This is a genomic window from Mesorhizobium sp. WSM4846 (genome assembly GCF_055811415.1).
In genome coordinates this window covers 1-16,698 of sequence record NZ_JBVVPZ010000024.1, presented here as the reverse complement: position 1 = coordinate 16,698, position 16,698 = coordinate 1, and the positions used below count along the sequence as shown (strand labels likewise).

Annotated in this window: 14 protein-coding genes and 1 riboswitch; of the genes, 8 read left to right on the top strand and 6 right to left on the bottom strand. The window is 63.0% G+C overall.

Annotated features, from left to right (window positions below):
* Positions 1–279: 279 nt before the first annotated feature.
* Positions 280–942: a hypothetical protein gene (locus tag AC0L15_RS19860; RefSeq protein ID WP_287247077.1), complete on the bottom strand. Its 663-nt coding sequence runs from the start codon at positions 940–942 to the stop codon at positions 280–282.
* Between the two features lie 513 nt (positions 943–1,455).
* Between AC0L15_RS19860 and glmM the strand changes: the two genes are divergently transcribed.
* From glmM to serA, 5 genes are all read left to right on the top strand, one after another.
* Entirely contained in the window at positions 1,456–2,808 is a 1,353-nt protein-coding gene (gene glmM, locus AC0L15_RS19855; RefSeq protein WP_287247078.1) for a phosphoglucosamine mutase, read from the top strand.
* A 224-nt stretch (positions 2,809–3,032) separates the two neighbouring features.
* Positions 3,033–3,863 carry an outer membrane protein gene (locus tag AC0L15_RS19850; RefSeq protein WP_287240365.1) on the top strand — a complete coding sequence of 277 codons (831 nt, stop codon included), beginning with the start codon at positions 3,033–3,035 and terminating at the stop codon, positions 3,861–3,863.
* A 190-nt stretch (positions 3,864–4,053) separates the two neighbouring features.
* Positions 4,054–4,803 carry an outer membrane protein gene (locus AC0L15_RS19845; RefSeq protein ID WP_287240367.1) on the top strand — a complete coding sequence of 250 codons (750 nt, stop codon included), beginning with the start codon at positions 4,054–4,056 and terminating at the stop codon, positions 4,801–4,803.
* A gap of 188 nt (positions 4,804–4,991) precedes the next feature.
* Positions 4,992–6,167, top strand: a complete 1,176-nt coding sequence (locus AC0L15_RS19840; protein WP_091593393.1) for a phosphoserine transaminase — start codon at positions 4,992–4,994, stop codon at positions 6,165–6,167.
* Positions 6,168–6,347: 180 nt separating this feature from the next.
* On the top strand, positions 6,348–7,946 hold the full coding sequence (serA, locus tag AC0L15_RS19835) for a phosphoglycerate dehydrogenase (protein WP_287247079.1): 1,599 nt from the start codon (positions 6,348–6,350) through the stop codon (positions 7,944–7,946).
* A 104-nt stretch (positions 7,947–8,050) separates the two neighbouring features.
* Here the strand turns inward: serA and AC0L15_RS19830 are convergent, their stop codons facing one another.
* Entirely contained in the window at positions 8,051–8,941 is an 891-nt protein-coding gene (locus AC0L15_RS19830; protein ID WP_287068006.1) for a DMT family transporter, read from the bottom strand.
* Between the two features lie 313 nt (positions 8,942–9,254).
* Here AC0L15_RS19830 and AC0L15_RS19825 point away from each other — a divergent pair, with 313 nt between their 5' ends.
* Together AC0L15_RS19825 and AC0L15_RS19820 are read left to right on the top strand one after the other, a co-directional pair.
* Positions 9,255–10,553, top strand: a complete 1,299-nt coding sequence (locus AC0L15_RS19825) for an adenylosuccinate synthase (protein ID WP_254019532.1) — start codon at positions 9,255–9,257, stop codon at positions 10,551–10,553.
* A 74-nt stretch (positions 10,554–10,627) separates the two neighbouring features.
* Positions 10,628–12,262: a hypothetical protein gene (locus AC0L15_RS19820; protein ID WP_287247080.1), complete on the top strand. Its 1,635-nt coding sequence runs from the start codon at positions 10,628–10,630 to the stop codon at positions 12,260–12,262.
* A gap of 26 nt (positions 12,263–12,288) precedes the next feature.
* Here the strand turns inward: AC0L15_RS19820 and AC0L15_RS19815 are convergent, their stop codons facing one another.
* The 4 genes from AC0L15_RS19815 to AC0L15_RS19800 form a co-directional block, all read right to left on the bottom strand.
* On the bottom strand, positions 12,289–12,588 hold the full coding sequence (locus tag AC0L15_RS19815) for a CcdB family protein (protein WP_023803907.1): 300 nt from the start codon (positions 12,586–12,588) through the stop codon (positions 12,289–12,291).
* Positions 12,588–12,830: a type II toxin-antitoxin system CcdA family antitoxin gene (locus AC0L15_RS19810; protein ID WP_091593381.1), complete on the bottom strand. Its 243-nt coding sequence runs from the start codon at positions 12,828–12,830 to the stop codon at positions 12,588–12,590. Before AC0L15_RS19810 ends, AC0L15_RS19815 begins: the two co-directional genes overlap by 1 nt.
* A gap of 63 nt (positions 12,831–12,893) precedes the next feature.
* The gene (locus tag AC0L15_RS19805; RefSeq protein WP_287247081.1) at positions 12,894–14,714 is read right to left on the bottom strand and encodes an ABC-F family ATP-binding cassette domain-containing protein; all 1,821 of its coding nucleotides are present in this window, start codon (positions 14,712–14,714) and stop codon (positions 12,894–12,896) included.
* A 1-nt stretch (position 14,715) separates the two neighbouring features.
* The gene (locus tag AC0L15_RS19800; protein ID WP_287247082.1) at positions 14,716–15,360 is read right to left on the bottom strand and encodes a thiamine diphosphokinase; all 645 of its coding nucleotides are present in this window, start codon (positions 15,358–15,360) and stop codon (positions 14,716–14,718) included.
* A gap of 102 nt (positions 15,361–15,462) precedes the next feature.
* A riboswitch (TPP riboswitch) is annotated at positions 15,463–15,576 on the top strand.
* A 43-nt stretch (positions 15,577–15,619) separates the two neighbouring features.
* Here AC0L15_RS19800 and thiB point away from each other — a divergent pair.
* Positions 15,620–16,633 (top strand): thiamine ABC transporter substrate binding subunit, encoded by a 1,014-nt coding sequence (gene thiB / locus AC0L15_RS19795; RefSeq protein ID WP_287247083.1) that lies wholly within the window; start codon positions 15,620–15,622, stop codon positions 16,631–16,633.
* Positions 16,634–16,698: the final 65 nt, after the last annotated feature.

Below are 16,698 nucleotides of genomic sequence, written 5' to 3'. Positions count from 1 at the left end.
CCGCGCCCCGCGCGCCCCCCCCCCCCCCCGCGGGCGCCCCCCCCCCCCCGGGGGGGGGGGGGGGGGGCCCCCCCCCCCCCCCCCGGAGAGGGGGCTGTCGTAGAGCGCAGTTCCCCTCTCCGTCTCGGCTTCGCCGAGCCACCTCTCCCCCACTCTCGTGGGGGCGAGGAACCCAAGCTGGAATGATGCCGCAATCCTCCGCAGGACTGTCCGCTACCGCCAGCAGCAAAAGGCCCGCGAACCTTCGCGGGCCTTGCTATCTTCGAATACTAATGTCGATCAGCTCTTCAGCGCGGCATTGCACAGGCTGTAGAAGCCGCCACCGTTCTGGATCCACTTGAGGCCACCCAGCGTCCCGGCATCCTTGTTGGCGTGGTACTGGTCGCGGCAAGTGTGCATGCGGGCCTTGGACGGGGTTTCGCTGCTATACTTGGTGGAGATCGCCTTCGGAAACGTCACTCCCTGGGGAGCGGCGACGGTCGGCTTTTCCGGCTGGCTGGTGAGGCTTGCCTGATCGGCTGCCGGCATGGTGTCGTCGGAACCGCTGGCACCGCACTGGCTCATGCGGAAGTCGTTCCACTTCATGCCGTTCAGCGTGTTGGCAGTCTTGGCCGCCCGATATTTGGCGCCGCACTCCGCCCTGCTGAGGCCGTTGCCTGCATTGGCAGTTGCCGCTGCCTTGGTCGTCGCTGCGGCGGCCGCATCGGTAGGTGCAGCGCTGGTGCTGTCCGGCTTGGCTGGCGTGGCGTCGGTCGCGGCGGCAACGGTGCCGCATTCTGCCTTGCGGAACTGGTTCCAGTTCTGCCCGCCAAGTGTTCCCGCGTCCTTTGCCGCGTTATACTTGGTGCTGCATTCAGCCATGGTCAGCGCATTGGCGGGCACCGCCAGGAATAAAGTCACGACGGCAAGACCCGTCAAAGTGGCAAGTCGATGGATGAGCATGTGTCTTCTCCCTCTGGATGTTCACGTTATGTACCAAGCAAGCAATAGCACTCAACGAATGGTTGCGCCAGAGGCCAAATGGCGTGAAAGCTGTCGGAAAGTGCATTATTTTTATGAAATGGGTGCCGGCCTCCGTTCGCCGGGCGATTTACCCGCGCGCATTTGCACGGAAAACTTGTATAGGGCGGACCAGTATCAGGAACTGCCTCACATGGCGGGCCGATCGGGTCGGCCAGTGCGGCGGACCTGAATGCCCGGCCCAGAATAACGCGACGGGGGTTCCGACTTCGATGTCGCTGATTGGCACATGAAAGAATCCAGATGCGGTCTGAAGGTGCTGAACGCTGCTGGCGCAACCAGCGCAGGCAAAATCCAAGCACTGACGTGACACAAAACACACAAGACAACAGTTTTCTAAGGAATGGTGCCCTATAATCATGAATTGTGATGATAGGGCTCGGGCCAATGTGTGGCATGACGTGCCGGCAATGAACCATCGGGAAGCTGACTAGCATGGCAGGAAGTTATTTCGGAACGGACGGCATTCGCGGGCGCGCCAATAGATTTCCAATGACGGCGGAGATCGCCATGAGGGTCGGCATGGCCGCCGGCCTTTCGTTCCAGCGCGGCAACCATCGTCACCGCGTCGTGCTCGGCAAGGACACCAGACTTTCCGGCTACATGATCGAGAATGCGATGGTATCGGGCCTGTGCGCCGCCGGCATGGATGTGTTCCTGCTCGGCCCGATTCCGACGCCCGCGGTCGCCATGCTGGTGCGCTCATTGCGCGCCGACATCGGCGTGATGATCTCGGCCTCGCACAATCCCTACTACGACAACGGCATCAAGCTGTTCGGTCCCGATGGCTACAAGCTCTCCGACGAGATCGAGGAGCGCATCGAGGGCATGCTCGACAAGGATATCGACCTGGCGCTCGCCGATTCGGACGGGCTCGGCCGCGCCAAGCGCGTCGACGGCGTCCATGACCGCTACATCGAATTCGCCAAGCGCACGCTGCCACGGTCGATGTCGCTGTCGGGCCTCCGCATCGTCGTCGATTGCGCCAATGGCGCTGCCTACAAGGTGGCGCCCGAGGCGCTGTGGGAACTCGGCGCCGAGGTCGTCGCCATCAATGTCGAGCCCAACGGCTTCAACATCAACAAGGAGTGCGGCTCGACCCATCCGGCCGGCCTGCAGAAGAAGGTGCACGAAGTGCGCGCCGATATCGGCATCGCGCTCGACGGCGACGCCGACCGCGTCGTCATCGTCGACGAGAATGGCGCGATCGTGGATGGCGACCAGATCATGGCGCTGATCGCCGAGTCCTGGCATCAGAGCGGCCGGCTGGCCGGCGGTGGCGTCGTCTCGACGGTGATGTCCAATCTCGGCCTCGAACGCTTCCTCGGCGACATGAACCTGCAGTTGCACCGCACCAAGGTCGGCGACCGCTATGTCGTCGAGCACATGCGTGCGCACGGCCTGAATGTCGGCGGCGAACAGTCGGGCCACATCGTGCTGTCCGATTTTTCCACCACCGGCGACGGCCTCGTCTCGGCGCTCCAGGTGCTCGCCTGCATCAAGCGGCAGAACCGACCGGTCAGCGAACTGTCGAAGAAGTTCGCGCCGGTGCCGCAATTGCTGAAGAACGTTCATATTTCCGGCGGCAAGCCGCTCGAGGAAGCCCCGGTCAAGGCGGCGATCGAAGATGGACGCCACCGCCTGGGCCAGGCCGGCCGTCTGGTCATCCGGCCGTCCGGCACGGAACCGCTCATCCGCGTCATGGCGGAAGGCGACGATCAGCAACTGGTCGAGGCCGTCGTCAACGACATTGTCGGGGTCATTTCGGAAACCCGCAGCGCCGCCTGATCCTGCAGCTTTGCCAGTTCGAAAGCCCGCCTCCGGGCGGGCTTTTTTATTGGGTTGCATTCCAATTAATCCAGGGAAATGACGCGAAATCCTGAAAGATCTAGAGATTCATGGTTAAGCGATAGGGTTAAACGCGTTTTAACTTTTCCAATTCATTATCCACGACTGAAGCCAATCAGATTCGGACGCGTTCGCTGTGCCGAGGGTTCTCAGGGGTGACAAGTATGTTCAATACAGCAAGAATGGCCGTCTTTGCCGGGCTGCTCGCGGGCGTGGCCGGACCAGTGTTCGCCGCCGACTTCGTCGAGCCGCCCGTGGTCGAGCCGGCCCCGCCGCCGCCCGTCTACGAGCAGCCGGTCGAATATGGCGGCTGGTACATTCGCGGCGACATCGACTACCACTGGTCGGAGTTTCGCGGCGCCGACTACATCACCTACGGGCCGGATCCAGGCACCGGCCGCTTTGACAGCGGCGAGCTGGACGGTGCCTTCTCGGCCGGTGCCGGCGTCGGTTACCAGATCAACCAGTATTTCCGCACCGACCTGACCGCGGACTGGATGAGCAAATCCGAATTCCGCGGCTCGACCACCGGCATCTGCCTCGATGGAGATCCCTGTACTTCGACCGACACCTCGTCCTATACCGCGCTGCTGCTGCTCGCCAACGCCTATGTCGATATCGGCACCTGGCACGGCATCACGCCCTATGTCGGCGCCGGCATTGGCGGCGCCTGGGTCAAGTGGGATAAGCTTCACAACACCATTGAAGACGGCGAATTCTCCCACAATGGCGGCAAGGATTGGCGTTTTGCCTATGCCGCCATGGCGGGCGCATCCTACTGCCTGACCGATCGGGTCAAGCTCGATGTCGGCTACCGTTACAGCCGTATCGAAGGCGGTAAGATGTTCAACTTCGCCAGCAATGTCGGTCCTGGCCATGACGAGGGTATCAATGTGCACGAAGTGCGCGGCGGCCTGCGCTATCAGTTCGGCAACTCGGACTGCGCCCAGCCAACGCCGATCGCCTACGAACCCGAACCGGTCTACACCAAGTGATCGCTTCGAGAGCAGGTTTGCGGGCCGCCCGGCAAAAGCCGGGCGGTTTTTTTCGTTGTGGCGGAACGCGCATCAAAATCAATTCGCTAACGCGCTGTTATCCTTAACCGCCACTTAACCACTATGGTTAACAATGCCCTGAAACGGCGCTCGCGGACGCGAAAGGCGCCAAGTTCGGGAGCCGGCTATCATGACAGTCAAATCGCGCGTAGCGCTGGCGCTTGCAGCAATCGCCCTAATGCCGCTGCCTCAAGCGCTTGGCGCCGACTACGATCCGCCGATCTATGTCGACCAGGCGCCGGACTATGTGCCGGTCGAAGTCGGTTCGGGATGGTATCTGCGCGGCGATGTCTCCTATCTGGTGCAGAAGAGCTTCGACAATGAGGACTTCGCCTTCGCGCCAGCGAACTTCGACGAAGAAGAGGATCACATCTTCGCCAGCATCGGCTTCGGCTACCATTTTAACGACTATCTGCGCGCCGATCTCAATCTCGGCTATCTGCCCGGCAACGAGATCAGCGTCAGCTATGACAACGGAACGACCGTGGCATCGGCGGACCTGGAGACCTACGCGTTCTCGGGCATGCTCAACGGCTATGTCGATCTTGGCACCTATGTCGGGATCACACCCTATCTCGGCGCCGGTATCGGTATTGTCCAGACCAGGCGGCGCCTCTCGGCGGACTACTTCACAGACAACGCCAACCCCGCCGACGATTTCGTCCGCGATGACAACGAGACCCATTACTCTTTCGCCTATACGCTGAACGCCGGCCTTGCCTACCAGGTGTCCAAGAACCTTTCAGTCGATCTGGGCTATCAATATTTTTCCGCACCCGACGCCGAATATACCACCGCACAGGATTTGGATTCCTATCCGATCGACAAAGGGATCAGCAATCATCAGGTCAAGGTCGGGCTGCGCTACGATCTCTGGTAGGCACGGCGAAAGCCTCGGGAATGCCAGCGGCGGACTTCGGTCCGCCGTTCTGTTTTTGGTCTGGGATGCGACCAGTATCCCGTCAGCGACAAAAACTTTCCTCTTGACGCCGGAAGCCTGAACGCATATCGCCGTCCGTGGGCCACCCCTCCCCAACGAGGGGCCACTATCTGGAAGGATAGACCACGATGACGATCCATACGAAGCCCGGACTGCGCCCGGCAAATCCCAATTTTTCCTCAGGTCCCTGTGCAAAACGCCCCGGCTGGTCAGTCGAGGCGCTGGCCAATGCCGCGCTCGGACGCTCGCACCGCGCCAAGATCGGCAAGACCAAGCTCGAGCAGGCGATCGAGCTGACGCGGGAAATTCTCCAAATTCCGGCGGATTATCGCATCGGCATCGTGCCGGCGTCGGACACCGGCGCGGTCGAGATGGCGCTGTGGTCGCTGCTCGGCGAACGCGGCGTCGACATGGTCGCCTGGGAGAGTTTCGGTTCCGGCTGGGTCACCGATGTGGTCAAGCAGCTGAAGCTCGCCGACGTGCGCAGGATCGAAGCCGGCTACGGTGCGTTGCCGGATCTGACAAAAATCGATTTCGACCGCGACGTGGTCTTCACCTGGAACGGCACGACCTCAGGCGTGCGCGTGCCGAACGGCGATTTCATCCCGGCCGCCCGCAAGGGCCTGACCATCTGCGACGCCACGTCGGCGGCCTTTGCGCAAGAGCTCGATTTTGGCAAGCTCGACGTCGTCACCTTCTCCTGGCAGAAGGTGCTGGGCGGCGAAGGTGCGCATGGCATGCTGATCCTCAGCCCACGCGCCGTCGAGCGGCTGGAAAGCTACAAGCCTGGCTGGCCGCTGCCGAAAATCTTTCGCCTCACCTCGGGCGGCAAGCTCATCGAAGGCATTTTCAAGGGCGAAACCATCAACACGCCGTCGATGCTGTGCGTCGAGGATTATCTCGACGCACTGCGTTGGGCGAAGTCGATCGGCGGCCTCGACGCATTGATTGCCCGCGCCGACGCCAATGCCGCCATTATCGACGGTTTCGTCGGTAAATCCGCCTGGCTCGGCCATCTGGCCACCGACCCGGCGACGCGATCGAACACGTCCGTCTGTCTTTCCTTCACCGACCCGGACGTCGCCGCGCTCGATGCCGACGGACAAGCGGCGTTCGCCAAGGGCATCGTCTCGGCGCTCGACAAGGAAGGCGTCGCCTACGATATCGGCGCCTATCGCGATGCGCCGCCGGGCCTGCGCATTTGGTGCGGGGCGACCGTCGAGACTTCCGACCTCGAAGCGCTGCTGCCGTGGCTCGACTGGGCCTTTGCCGCGCAAAAGGCGTCGCTCAAGGCGGCCGCCTGATCCCTCCCCTTCGAGGGGAGGGTGGCCCGAAGGGCCGGGTGGGGTCGCCTCCACCCAACTCAACGGTCCGCCGTCCAGAAGAAAAAGATTTCGGCCACGCCCGGCCGCAGCCACCCCACCCCGGCACTTCGCGCCAACCTCCCGTCAGGGGAGGGGCGCCAATCGCAAAGGATGAAGCCCATGCCCCGCGTTCTCGTCTCAGACAAACTCTCCACCACCGCCGTGCAGATCTTCAGGGATCGCGGCATCGAGGTCGACTACCTGCCCGATCTCGGCAAGGACAAGGAAAAGCTGCTCGAAGTGATCGGCCAGTATGACGGCCTCGCCATCCGTTCGGCGACCAAAGTCACCGAAAAGCTGATCGACGCCGCCACAAGGCTCAAGGTGGTCGGCCGCGCCGGCATCGGCGTCGACAATGTCGACATCCCGACGGCGAGCCGCAAGGGCATCATCGTGATGAACACGCCCTTCGGCAATTCGATCACCACCGCCGAGCATGCCGTCGCCATGATCTTCGCGCTGGCCCGCCAGATACCGGAAGCCAATGCCTCGACCCATGCCGGCAAGTGGGAAAAGAACCGCTTCATGGGCACCGAGATCACCGGCAAGACGCTGGGCATCATCGGCTGCGGCAATATCGGCTCGATCGTCGCTACGCGCGGCGTTGGCCTGAAGATGCACGTCATCGCCTTCGATCCGTTCCTGTCGGACAGCCGCGCCGAGGAGCTCGGCGTCGAGAAGGTGGAACTCGACGAGCTGTTCGCCCGCGCCGATTTCATCACCCTGCACACGCCCTTGACCGACAAGACGCGCAACATCATCGACGCTGCGGCGATCGCCAAAATGAAGACCGGCGTGCGCATCATCAACTGCGCCCGTGGCGGGCTGATCGTCGAGGCCGACCTGATCGCGGCGTTGAAAAGCGGCAAGGTGGCAGGCGCCGGCATCGACGTGTTCGAGGTCGAGCCGGCGGAGAAAAGCGAGCTGTTCGGCATGGAGAATGTGGTGGCGACGCCGCATCTCGGCGCATCGACGATGGAGGCGCAGGAGAATGTCGCTCTGCAGGTCGCCGAGCAGATGGCCGACTACCTGATCAAGGGCGCCGTTTCCAACGCCATCAACATGCCGTCGATCACCGCCGAGGAAGCGCCGCGCTTAAAACCTTTCGTCAAGCTGGCCGAAGTGCTCGGCGCCTTTGTCGGCCAGGTCACCGAGGATCCGATCAAGGAGGTCGAGATCCTGTTCGACGGCTCGACCGCGACGATGAACACGCGCGCGCTGATCAGCGCCACACTTGCCGGGCTGATCCGGCCGCAGGTCTCCGACGTCAACATGGTTTCGGCGCCGATCATGGTTAAGGAGCGCGGCATCATCGTCGCCGAGGTCAAGCGCGACAAATCGGGCGTGTTCGACGGCTATATCAAGCTGACGGTCAAGACGGAGCACAAGACGCGTGCGATCGCCGGCACCTGCTTCTCGGACGGCAAGCCGCGCTTCATCCAGATCAAGGGCATCAACCTCGACGCCGAGGTCGGTCAGCACATGCTGTACACGACGAATGCCGACGCGCCCGGCATCATCGGCCTGCTCGGCACGGTCTGCGGCGAGAACGGCGTCAACATCGCCAACTTCCAGCTCGGCCGCAACCGGCCTGGCGGCGATGCCATCGCGCTGCTCTATCTCGATGCGCCGTTCCCGGAGAAGGTGCTGGAACAGGTGCGGGCGCACAAGTCGATCGACTCCGCCAAGCGGCTGCATTTCGACGTCGGCGTCGCCTGAATCATGCGCGAGCGCCCCGCGGACTTTGTAAGCCCACGGGGCGTTTCGACAACGGCGTCGAAATATCGACATAGTTTTTTGACGGCCGTTACAAGATCCGGCTGTCAAATCGCCATTTTACGTCCGCTGTATTCGGCCAGGCTGATGCCGCCGAGCACCAGCACGAGGGCCACGCCCTGATAGAGCTGGAATGTCTCACCGACGATCAGCACCGACAGCAGCGTGCCGAAGATCGGCACCAGGTTGATGAACAGGCCGGCCCGGTTGGCGCCGATCAGTTCGTTGCCCCTGATATAAAGGATCTGCGAGACGACCGAAGCGCCGATCGCAGTGTAGAACGCTATCGCCCAGCCGCGCGCATCGGGGATGATGACCTTGCCGGCAGCCACCTCCCACAGCAAGAAAGGCAGCGAGGTCACCAGTGCGGCAATCGACAGTGCCAGCATCAGGCTTTGCCAGCGTATGGCCGGCTTCAGCCGCAACCCGACCGAGTAGAAGCTGTAGCAAAGCACCGCGATCAGCATGATGGCGTCGCCGAAGTTGAGGTCCAGCTTGAGAAGCTGGCGCAGATCGCCGTGGCTGGCGGTCAGGGCGACGCCAATGATCGTCAGCACGACGCCGGCGATCTGCACCCGGTTCACACGCAGGCGAAACAGCACGAAATTGGCGAGGATGATCACGATCGGTATCGCCGCCTGCTCGATCGAGACGTTGATCGCCGTCGTGTAGTTGAGAGCCGTGTAGAAGATCGCGTTGAAAAAGGTGAAGCCGCAAGCGCCGAGCCCGCCAAGCAGCAACCAATGCCTGCGCACCACCGGCCAGTCCTCGCGCAGCGTTCGCCAGCCGATCGGCAGCATGATCAGAACGGCCAGGACCCAGCGCAGGAAGACCAGCGTCATCGGCGAAATATGGTCGACTGCCAGCTTGCCGGCCACGGAGTTGCCGCCCCACAGCAAGGTGGTGAACAGCAGGAACAGATAGGCGGTTCGATGCATCGCGAAATTCCAGCTGGGGTGGGCAGGGTCATTGCCGACCTATTGTGGTGGTTCGCCCAAGTAAATGATGTCAAAGGCGAAAATTGTTGTGCCTGAGGGCGGTTTCGGCGGCAAAGAATGGTCGCGCTCGCCAGGTGTTGACGTTATAGAACGACGTACGTCCACCTGGACGCACAAAGTACGCGTCTCAAGGCTTTGAATGTTCGCGTCGTGCTTTCCGAAAATCGATTCCGATTTTCTGGCCGATGCGATAGAAGCCTGTCGTTTCGAACCATTCAAGCCGCTCGGAGCGGCGCCTCAGGGGAAAAGAAACATGGCCAATGTGGTGGTCGTCGGCTCGCAATGGGGCGACGAGGGCAAAGGGAAGATCGTTGACTGGCTGTCGGAACGCGCCGACGTCGTCGTGCGTTTCCAGGGCGGCCACAATGCCGGCCATACGCTGGTCGTCGACGGCAAGGTCTACAAGCTGTCGCTGCTGCCGTCCGGCGTGGTGCGTCAAGGCAAGCTGTCCATCATCGGTAATGGCGTCGTCTTCGATCCGCATGCCTTCGTCGCGGAAGTGGCGAAATTGCAGGCGCAAGGCGTCGAGGTCACGCCGGAGCGCCTGAAAATAGCCGAAAACACCGCGCTTATCCTGTCCTTGCACCGGGAGCTGGACGGATTCCGCGAAGACGCCGCCTCCAATTCCGGAACGAAAATCGGCACGACCCGTCGCGGCATCGGCCCCGCTTATGAAGATAAGGTGGGCCGGCGCGCGGTCAGGGTGATGGATTTGGCGGATTTGGAAACGCTGCCCTTGAAGGTCGACAGGCTGCTGACGCATCACAATGCGCTACGCCGCGGGCTCGGCCACGCCGAAGTCACGCATGACGCAATCATGAGTGAGCTGATTTCGGTCGCCGACGAGATCCTGCCCTATATGGACCGCGTCTGGAAGATCCTCGACGACAAGCGCCGCGCCGGCGAACGCATCCTGTTCGAGGGCGCGCAGGGCACGCTGCTCGACATCGACCACGGCACCTATCCGTTCGTCACCTCGTCCAACACGGTGGCTGGTCAAGCGGCCGCCGGATCCGGCGTCGGCCCGGGTGCCATCGGTTATGTGCTCGGCATCACCAAGGCCTATACGACACGTGTCGGCGAAGGTCCGTTCCCGACCGAACAGAAGAACGAGATCGGCGAGTTCCTGGGCACTCGCGGCCACGAGTTCGGCGTCGTCACCGGCCGCAAGCGCCGCTGCGGCTGGTTCGATGCCGTGCTGGTTCGCCAAGCCGTCGCCGTAAACGGCATCAAGGGCATCGCCCTGACCAAGCTCGACGTGCTCGACGGGCTGGACGAGATCAAGGTCTGCACCGGCTACCGCCTCGATGGCGAGGCGATCGACTATCTGCCGGCCAGCCAGGGTGCGCAGGCGCGCGTCGAACCGGTCTACGAGACGCTGGAGGGCTGGAAAGGCACCAGCGCCGGCGCCAGAAGCTGGAACGATCTGCCGGCCCAGGCAGTCAAATATGTCCGTCACATCGAGGAACTGATCGGCGCGCCGGTCGCACTCCTTTCCACCAGCCCTGAACGGGACGACACAATACTTGTGACCGACCCGTTTCAAGACTAGATTCCAAGCTGTTCCGGGCATCGCGGCCGATTTGCGGGGGCCGGCCCAGAAACGAAATGCAGGTCGACTGAAGCATGGCAGATTTTGTTGGTGCTCTGAAAAAGACGCTCGACGGCCTTGGAAATCCGACGCCGGAGATACGCGCCAGGCTCTATGACAAGGCCCGTTCGACAATCGCGGACAAGCTTGCGAAGAACATACCGCCGCTGGCGCCGTCGGTCGTTGCCCAGCATAAGCGCACTCTGGAAGATGCCATCGCCATCGTCGAGCGGGGCTACGCCAAGCCTGCGCCGGTATCCGATCCGCTGTCGGAGTTGGAGGACATCTTCTCCTCCATCGACCGCAACAAGAACCAACCCAGCCATGTCCGACAGCCGGCAAAGGCCGAGCCGGCATGGCAGCCGGCCAAGACCGAGCCGGAATGGCAGCCGGCACCTGCCGCCAACGCCTCGCTGAATTGGCAAAAACCGCCTCCAGAGGGCACCGATGCGGAGACTTCGGACGCGGATCTTCCAGCGGCGTACGAGAACGGCGATAGCTTTAGAGACGATGTCTTCCCCAACGACGAGGAGCCGGCGCCGGACACTTTTCAGCATCCTGCCGAGCGCAGGCGCAGCTATGGCGGGCTGATCGCCGCTGTCGTCGTCTTGCTCGTCATCGCCGGCGGCGGCTACGGCATCTGGCTGAACAAGGACGCATTCAGCAACATGCTGGGTCTCAACAGCACGACGGTCGCAACCGTAGAACCGCTGGTGAAGCCGAGCCCGGCCGAGCGGCCGGCTACCGATGCCGCGGCAAGGCCCCCGGCCGCAGCGGCTCCAGCCGATGCCGAGGGCACAAAGTTCACCCAGCGGCTGACACCGGAGGGCGGTGAGGTCGATCCCGGCCCCGCTTCAGGACAAGGCGGCATCGGAGAGGGCGAATCCGTCGCAGCACTGACCACGCCGCCGCCGGCCGCACCTGCGCCTGCAGCGCCTGCCGGCACGCCAGCCACGAATGTGCCCGCACCGGGCGCGGCTCCCGCAACACCGCCTGCCGATGGCGCCACGCTGGCGCCTGCGGCGCCGACCGATAGCGCAGCCGCGCCGGCAGCGCCGGCCCCGGGTGCCGCGCCGGGTGCTGCACCGACAGCCGCGCCTGCGGAAACCGCGCTGGCGGTCGGCCAGAAGGCGATCTTCTACGAGGAGCGCACCAGCACCGCGCAAGGCTCGGCCGAGCCCGGCAGCATCGTCTGGTCGCTGGTGCAGGAATCGCCCGGCGGCAATCTGCCGCCCGAGCCGGCAATCCGCGCCGAGGCGAGCATTCCGGGCAAGGACGTGCAGTTGCGCATGACCATCCGCCGCAACACCGACCAGACGCTGCCGGCCAGCCACATCATCGAGATGATTTTCCTGACGCCCGACGGTTTCGACGGCGGCGGTGTCGACAACATCCTGCGCGTCGCCATGAAGGGCTCTGAACAGGATGCCGGCAGTCCGCTGATCGGCATCCCGGCCAAGATCGCCGACGGCTTCTTCCTGGTCGCTCTCAACGACACAAAGCCGGACGAAGACGCCAATCTGACCCTGCTGCGGGGCCAGAAATGGATCGACGTGCCGGTCGTCTACAAGACCGGACGGCGGGCGCTGCTTACCATGGAAAAGGGCATTCCCGGCGAGAAGGTGTTCGACGAGGCGCTGAAGGCCTGGCAAACAAAAGAGGCGGGCTGAGGCCGGCTCACCAGCCTCCCTTCGGCTCAGAAGCCCTGGAACAGCATGTCGAGCGCGGCCACGATGTCGTCGTGATGCCTGGAGATATTCAGTCGACTTTCGCCCAATTCCTTGGCCGGAACCGTGGCGATCAGATGGGTGGCCACAACCAATTTTCGCCCATTGATCTCGACGAGGGGATGGAGCTTTCGCATAGGCGGCGGCGTCATTGTTGTCGGAAGCAGCGGGATCACCACCCGTGTTTTAAAATCGTCGAGCAGGTCGGATTGGACGTCCAGCAAATAGCTGCCTTCGACCCGACCCGCGAAGACATCATAGCGTGCCATCAGAACTGCCGATGTTCTTCCAACGGAATACCGTGCTTTTCGACGTATTCGTTCCACGCTTCTATTGTGGCGCGATTCTCAAGTTTCCATAGTCGGGCTTTTTCGGCAGCCACCGCCTCTGCGATACCGGCTTCGGCGGCGCGCGAGACATTCACATCGAGTCCCTTGGCTTCCTTCATGAGCTTTGAGTCGATCGACAGATTTGCCGGCTGACGAACCGCATTCATAGCTATCTTTCGCATGATAACCTCCGCAGAATGCGCATAATGTATGCGCATTGTCGTGGTGGAGCAACGGCGAAGCGTCTACCCCTCCATCTCCTCGCGCAGCATTTCAAGTTCCAGCCATTCCTCCTCGAGCGCTGCCAGCGTGGCGCGCTCCTTGTCGAGCGCGGCGATGGTCTTCTGGAATGAGGCCGGGTCGCGCTCGTAATAGGCGGGGTCGGCGATATTGTCCTCCAGCCGTGATATCGAGGCGGTCACCGCGTCGATCTTCTTTGGCAGCGATTCCAGCGCGAATTTCTGCTTGAACGACAGTTTTTTCGCCGGGCCCTTCGGCGCAGTTGCCTCGGTCCGGGCTGCCGCCGCCACTTCACTCGTCTCGGCCTTCGGCCGTGCCTTGCGGTCGTCCAGCTTGGTGCCGCCGCGCTGCGCCAGCATGTCGGAATAGCCGCCGGCATATTCGATCCAGCGGCCGCCGCCTTCCGGCGCGATCAGGCTGGTCACCGTGCGGTCGAGGAAATCGCGGTCGTGGCTGACCAGGATGACGGTGCCGGCAAAACCGGCGACCAGTTCCTGCAGCAGTTCCAGCGTCTCCATGTCGAGATCGTTGGTCGGCTCGTCCAGCACCAAAAGATTTGCCGGCCGTGCCAGCACACGGGCGAGCAGCAGCCGCGCCCGCTCGCCGCCCGAAAGCTCGCGCACCGGGGTGCGCGCCTGTTCCGGCTTGAACAGGAAGTCCTTCATGTAGGAGACGACGTGGCGCTGCTCGCCGTTGATGACAAGGTTCTCGCCGCGGCCGTCGGTGAGATACTGCGCCAGCGTCTCTTGCGGGTCGACTGCCTCGCGTTTCTGGTCGAGCGTGGCGATCTCCAAATTGGTGCCGAGTCGCACCGTGCCTGAGTCCGGCTTCAATTCGCCGGTCAGCATCTTCAGCAGCGTCGTCTTTCCGGCGCCGTTCGGGCCGACCAGGCCGACGCGGTCACCGCGCTGGATGCGGGTCGAGAAACCCCTGACCACGGTGAGGTCGCCAAAGCTCTTGTCGATGTTCCTGGCCTCGATCACCAGCTTGCCGGATTCGGCGGCGTCGCTGGCCACCATGGTCGCCGCACCCTCGGCGCCGCGATGGCCACGAAAGCGCTGTCGCATGGTCTGCAGTTCGCCGAGCCGGCGCATGTTGCGCTTGCGCCTTGCCGTCACGCCATAGCGCAACCAGTGCTCCTCGCGCACGATCTGGCGGCCAAGCTTGTGCTGCTCGCGCTCTTCTTCTTCCAGCACGGTGTCGCGCCATTCCTCGAAATGGCCAAAACCCTTGTCCAGCCTGCGGGTCTGGCCACGATCGAGCCAGACGGTGGCGCGCGACACGCGGTCGAGGAAGCGGCGGTCGTGCGAGATGACGATCAGCGCCGAAGAGGTGCGGGCGAGTTCCTCCTCCAGCCATTCGATGACCGACAGGTCGAGATGGTTGGTCGGCTCATCGAGGAGGAGAATGTCGGGCTCCGGCGCCATGACGCGGGCCAGGGCAGCACGGCGGGCTTCGCCGCCGGAGAGATCGTTCGGCCGTTCCTCGCCGGACAGGCCGAGATGCTCCATCAGATAGGTGGCGCGGTAGGGATCGTCGGCGGGTCCGAGCCCCGCCTCGACATAGGCGCGGACGCTGGCGAAACCATCCATGTCGGGCATTTGCGGCAGGTAGCGCACTGTTGCCGAAGGCTGGCGGAACACCTCGCCATCCTGCGGCTCGATCAATCCCGCAGCGATCTTCAGCAACGTCGACTTGCCAGAGCCGTTGCGACCGACCAGAGCGATCTTGTCGCCCGCCGACGCCGTCAGTTCCGTCCCGTCGAGCAGCGGCGTGCCACCGAAGGTCAGTTTTATCCCGTCGAGATTGAGAAGCGGCGGCGCCATGTCAGCTTTTAGGTAGGGGGAATGGATGGGCGAGCAACAGCGCGCGGCCGCTGCCCAGCGCGACTTCGAGCCGGCCCTTGACCTCGTTGGAAATGGTCAGCGACGAGCCGAACGCCACCTCGACATGGTTCAGCGGCCATTTGGCACCGGTCACGGTCAGACCGGCAAGGTCGGAGAAGCCGAGAATCGAAAACAGCGTGCTGTCGGCGTAGTCGAAGCCGGCCTTTCCGGGAAGCAAGGGCACGCCTTCCTGTGCGCCACTGGTCAAAAGCACCTCTGTCCCTGCCTCGGCCAGCCGGACGCCGAGCGCCAGGTGCAGGAAGGCGTGGTCGGTGCGCTTGCCGCCGAACGCGCCGGCGAGCACGAGGCTGGTCGCGCCGCGTTCGAGCGCGGCGGCGATAGCCAGTTCGCCGTCGGTCTTGTCCTTTTCTGCCGGAAACACCTGGCGCGGCACGGCGGCGAGCTCGTCCGGCAAATCCGCCGGCACCGAATCGAAGTCGCCGACCCAGAGTTCCGGCGTCAGGCGCAGAGTCCGGGCATGGCTGATGCCGGCGTCGGCGGCGATGACACGCGTGCCTTCGACCTGGCGGTCGAGCAGCGGCGTGCGGATAAGGTCGCCGCCAAGCAGGATGGTGAATTTGCTCATATGCGTGGCCCTTACCAGCCCTGCTTGCGAAACGGAAGGCCGCGGTCTGGATGCCCGGCAAACTTCCGCTTGCGCCGCAGATGGGCCGGGCCTATGTGTCGAAGCGCTCTAACGGGGTGCTGGACGCGATCTTCGCGGACCGGCTGAGAGGCAACCTGCCAACCCGCTGAACCTGATCCGGTTTGTACCGGCGGAGGGATTAGACGTTTCGGACAACCCGACGCCTCAATTCCCTTCAACGCCAACGAAGGAGGCGCCGATGCGCACGTTTTTATACACACTTGTTTCGGCAGTGCTGCTCGCGGCGACCGTTCTCGCCGGCACCGGGTCGGCATCCGCGCAGGAAAAACTCACCGTCTATACCTATGAGAGCTTCACCGCCGAATGGGGTCCAGGCCCGGCGGTCAAGAAGGCGTTCGAGGCCGAATGCGGCTGTATTCTCGAATTCGTCGCGGTCGCCGACGGCGTCGCCCTGCTCAACCGCGTCAGGCTGGAAGGGGCCGCGACCAAGGCCGACATCGTGCTCGGCCTCGACACCAATCTGACGGCGGAAGCCAAGGCCACCGGCCTGTTTTCGCCGCATGGTGCCGTCATCGACGTCAAGGTGCCGGGCGGCTGGAGCGACGATATTTTCGTGCCGTTCGACTATGGTTATTTCGCCGTCGTCTACGACACCGAAAAGCTGAAGACGCCGCCGAAGAGCCTGAAGGAATTGGTCGAGGGCAATGCCGATGAAAAGATCGTCATTCAGGATCCGCGCACCTCGACGCCCGGTCTCGGCCTGCTGTTGTGGGTGAAGTCGGTTTATGGCGACAAGGCGCCCGAAGCCTGGGCCAAGCTTAAGGCAAAGGTGCTCACCGTGACGCCGGGCTGGAGCGAGGCCTACGGCCTGTTCACCAAGGGCGAGGCGCCGATGGTGCTGTCCTATACCACGTCGCCGGCGTATCACATGGTCGCCGAAAACACCCAACGCTATCAGGCGGCGTCCTTCGAGGAGGGCGCGTATCTGCAGATCGAGGTTGCCGGCATCACCAAATCAGGTGCGAAGAACCCGTTGGCGGAACAGTTCCTGACTTTCATGACCGGGCCGAAATTCCAGGATGTCATTCCCGAGACCAACTGGATGTTCCCGGCCGGCAAGACCGAGAAGCCGCTCAATCCGGCTTTCGACAAGCTCGTCAAGCCGACCAAGACGTTGCTTTTCAGCCCCGAAGAGGTCGCCGCCAATCGCAAGGCCTGGGTCGACGAATGGCTGTCGGTGATGAGCAAGTAGGACTTAGATTTCTGCATGGTGTTCGCTCCACGCCACCCCCCTCTGGCCTGCCGGCCATCTCCCCC

Bases quoted from the DNA above. Each gene is read 5' to 3' on its own strand.
- AC0L15_RS19845 (WP_287240367.1), top strand. From the start codon at position 4,054: ATGACAGTCAAATCGCGCGTAGCGCTGGCGCTTGCAGCAATCGCCCTA.
- AC0L15_RS19820 (WP_287247080.1), top strand. From the start codon at position 10,628: ATGGCAGATTTTGTTGGTGCTCTGAAAAAGACGCTCGACGGCCTTGGA.
- serA (WP_287247079.1), top strand. From the start codon at position 6,348: ATGCCCCGCGTTCTCGTCTCAGACAAACTCTCCACCACCGCCGTGCAG.
- AC0L15_RS19805 (WP_287247081.1), bottom strand. From the start codon at position 14,714: ATGGCGCCGCCGCTTCTCAATCTCGACGGGATAAAACTGACCTTCGGT.
- AC0L15_RS19825 (WP_254019532.1), top strand. From the start codon at position 9,255: ATGGCCAATGTGGTGGTCGTCGGCTCGCAATGGGGCGACGAGGGCAAA.
- AC0L15_RS19860 (WP_287247077.1), bottom strand. From the start codon at position 942: ATGCTCATCCATCGACTTGCCACTTTGACGGGTCTTGCCGTCGTGACT.
- AC0L15_RS19850 (WP_287240365.1), top strand. From the start codon at position 3,033: ATGTTCAATACAGCAAGAATGGCCGTCTTTGCCGGGCTGCTCGCGGGC.
- AC0L15_RS19840 (WP_091593393.1), top strand. From the start codon at position 4,992: ATGACGATCCATACGAAGCCCGGACTGCGCCCGGCAAATCCCAATTTT.
- thiB (WP_287247083.1), top strand. From the start codon at position 15,620: ATGCGCACGTTTTTATACACACTTGTTTCGGCAGTGCTGCTCGCGGCG.
- glmM (WP_287247078.1), top strand. From the start codon at position 1,456: ATGGCAGGAAGTTATTTCGGAACGGACGGCATTCGCGGGCGCGCCAAT.
- AC0L15_RS19830 (WP_287068006.1), bottom strand. From the start codon at position 8,941: ATGCATCGAACCGCCTATCTGTTCCTGCTGTTCACCACCTTGCTGTGG.
- AC0L15_RS19815 (WP_023803907.1), bottom strand. From the start codon at position 12,588: ATGGCACGCTATGATGTCTTCGCGGGTCGGGTCGAAGGCAGCTATTTG.
- AC0L15_RS19810 (WP_091593381.1), bottom strand. From the start codon at position 12,830: ATGCGAAAGATAGCTATGAATGCGGTTCGTCAGCCGGCAAATCTGTCG.
- AC0L15_RS19800 (WP_287247082.1), bottom strand. From the start codon at position 15,360: ATGAGCAAATTCACCATCCTGCTTGGCGGCGACCTTATCCGCACGCCG.